General features: G+C 58.0%; 2 protein-coding genes and 1 pseudogene. 2 read left to right on the forward strand and 1 reads right to left on the reverse strand.

Annotated elements, in window-relative coordinates; genetic code table 11:
* Positions 1–126: 126 nt before the first annotated feature.
* Positions 127–462 (forward strand): annotated as a pseudogene (locus tag A3728_RS18735) (IS5 family transposase); the annotation flags it as partial.
* Positions 463–540: 78 nt separating this feature from the next.
* Here A3728_RS18735 and A3728_RS18740 read toward each other — a convergent pair.
* Complete coding sequence (locus A3728_RS18740) at positions 541–1,743, reverse strand: IS256 family transposase (protein WP_067268427.1); 1,203 nt, start codon at positions 1,741–1,743, stop codon at positions 541–543.
* 97 nt (positions 1,744–1,840) lie between these two features.
* Here A3728_RS18740 and A3728_RS18745 point away from each other — a divergent pair, with 97 nt between their 5' ends.
* The gene (locus A3728_RS18745) at positions 1,841–2,317 is read left to right on the forward strand and encodes an IS5 family transposase (protein WP_269084906.1); all 477 of its coding nucleotides are present in this window, start codon (positions 1,841–1,843) and stop codon (positions 2,315–2,317) included.
* The last annotated feature ends 39 nt before the right edge of the window (positions 2,318–2,356 follow it).

The raw sequence follows: 2,356 nt of genomic DNA on the forward strand, positions 1-2,356 counted from the left end.
TGGCCTCTTACGGTCGTGAATCCAAACTCATTAATATGATGCTTTCTTGCTCTTCTGTATTAGGGTCAGGACCCATTGATTTCCGCACGGCGACATGATTCACGGTTGGAAAAACGAGCGGTGAACATGTCTGATCTATTCTGGCTGACAGATGCGCAAATGGCGCGTCTTGAGCCCTTCTTCCCCAAGTCCCACGGCAAACCCCGCGTCGATGATCGGCGTGTGTTGAGTGGGATTATCTTCATCAATCGCAATGGCTTGCGTTGGCGCGACGCGCCTAAGGAATACGGGCCGCACAAGACGCTGTACAACCGTTGGAAGCGGTGGAGCGACAAAGGTATCTTTGCCCGGATGATGGCAGGTCTGGCCGAAAGTCACGAGGAAAAGAAGACTGTGATGATCGACGCCACGCACCTGAAGGCACACCGCACAGCGACCAGTCTGGCCGTCAAAAAGGGGGGCGTGGACGCCTGATTGGGATCATGCCCCATAGCGTGGTGTAACTCGCGGCTGGCCGGGCGCTTTCGACGGCCGAGCTGATCAGTCCGTCTGCGTTGCAGGCAGGCTGATGATGGGATCATCGCAGACCGGTGCCAAGGTTTCCAGCGTCATGTATCGCGCACGCTGCACAGTCCATTCTTCGGTCTGCTCCATGAGGATGGCGCCGACGAGGCGTCGTATGGCAGCCTCATTTGGAAAGATCCCGACGACGTCTGTCCTGCGCTTGATCTCGCCGTTCAAACGTTCAATCGGATTCGTCGAATGCAACTTCGTCCGATGCTGTTGGGGAAAGGTCATGTAGGCGAGCACGTCTTCCTCGGCATCATCCATCAGCCCAGAGAGCCTGGGCAGCTGGGACCGCATCTGGTCGGCGACGTTGCGCCATTGGACTTTCGCCGCCGCATGGTCTGGCTGTGCAAAAGCGGTTGCGATAAAGGCGGAGACGACGCGTCGGCTACTCTTGCCTGCATGCGCAAGAGCGTTCCTCTGGAAATGCACCCGACAACGCTGCCAGCTCGTGTTCAGCACGCGTGCGACTGAGGCCTTGATGCCTTCATGGGCATCACTGATGACCAGCTTCACACCACATAGCCCGCGCCGCACCAGATCGCGCAGAAACTCCGTCCAGAAGGTTTCGGCCTCGGACGGGCCGATGGACATGCCCAGCACCTCTCTGCGGCCGTCTGTATTGACGCCGACGGCGATGGTGACGGCAACGGAGACGATACGCCCGCCCTGACGAACCTTGAGATAAGTCGCATCAATCCACAGATAGGGCCATTCGCCATCAATCGGACGGGTGAGAAATGCATCAACCCGCTCATCAATCTCTTCACACAGGCGGCTAACCTGGCTCTTCGAGATGCCGGTCCCGCCCATTGCCTGCACGAGATCGTCCATGGAACGGGTTGAGACGCCATGGACATAAGCTTCTTGAATAACCGCGCTCAACGCCTTCTCTGTCGCCCGCCGCGGCTCCAGGAAAGAAGGAAAATAGCTGCCGGTGCGCAGCTTCGGAATCCGCAGTTCCACGTTCCCGGCCCGCGTCTGCCAATCGCGTTCGCGGTAGCCGTTTCTCTGCGCCTTCCGCTCCGGCGTCTTCTGATGATAGTCGGCACCGGTCTTTGCGCCAACCTCCAATTCCATCAGCCTTTCGGCGGCAAAACCGATCATATCTCGAAGAAGATCGGCATCCGCGCTCTTCTCGACAAGCTCTTTCAGGTCCATCATAGGTTTGGTCATCGGGGTCTTCCTTCGGTTCAGGTTGATGTTCGCAACCCGACCTTACCGAAAATTCACCGATGACCACCGCGCCTTTGATGACGTCCTACGGCGCCTCATGAAGGGCGCGGACGCCACCAAAAGCGCTACCAGAAGTTACACCTCTCCCTGGGACAGGACCCTGATTGGCCGTACCAAGGGCGGCATGAACACCAAGCTGCACGCCATCTGCGACAGCCAAGGCCGACCGCTCAATCTGTTCGTGACCGCAGGACAGGTCAGCGATTACGTCGGTGCCCGAGCACTGGTGAGCCGTTTGCCCAGGGTGGACTGGCTGCTTGGCGATCGTGGCTATGACGCCGATTGGTTCCGAGAAGCGTTGAAAGACAAAGGGATACGGGCGTGTATCCCTGGCCGTAAACAGCGGAAGAAGCCAGTGAAGTACGACAAGCGTCGCTACAAGCGGCGCAACCGGATCGAAATCATGTTCGGCAGGCTGAAGGATTGGCGGCGTGTGGCAACCCGTTACGATAGATGCCCGAAAGTCTTCCTGTCAGCCATCGCCCTCGCCGCACTCGTTATTTACTGGTTGTGAGTCCTGACCCTAGAAACCTTGGCAAAGGCAGTTTGAAGG

The organism is Sulfitobacter sp. HI0040, assembly GCF_001634885.1.
Lineage (GTDB): Bacteria > Pseudomonadota > Alphaproteobacteria > Rhodobacterales > Rhodobacteraceae > Sulfitobacter.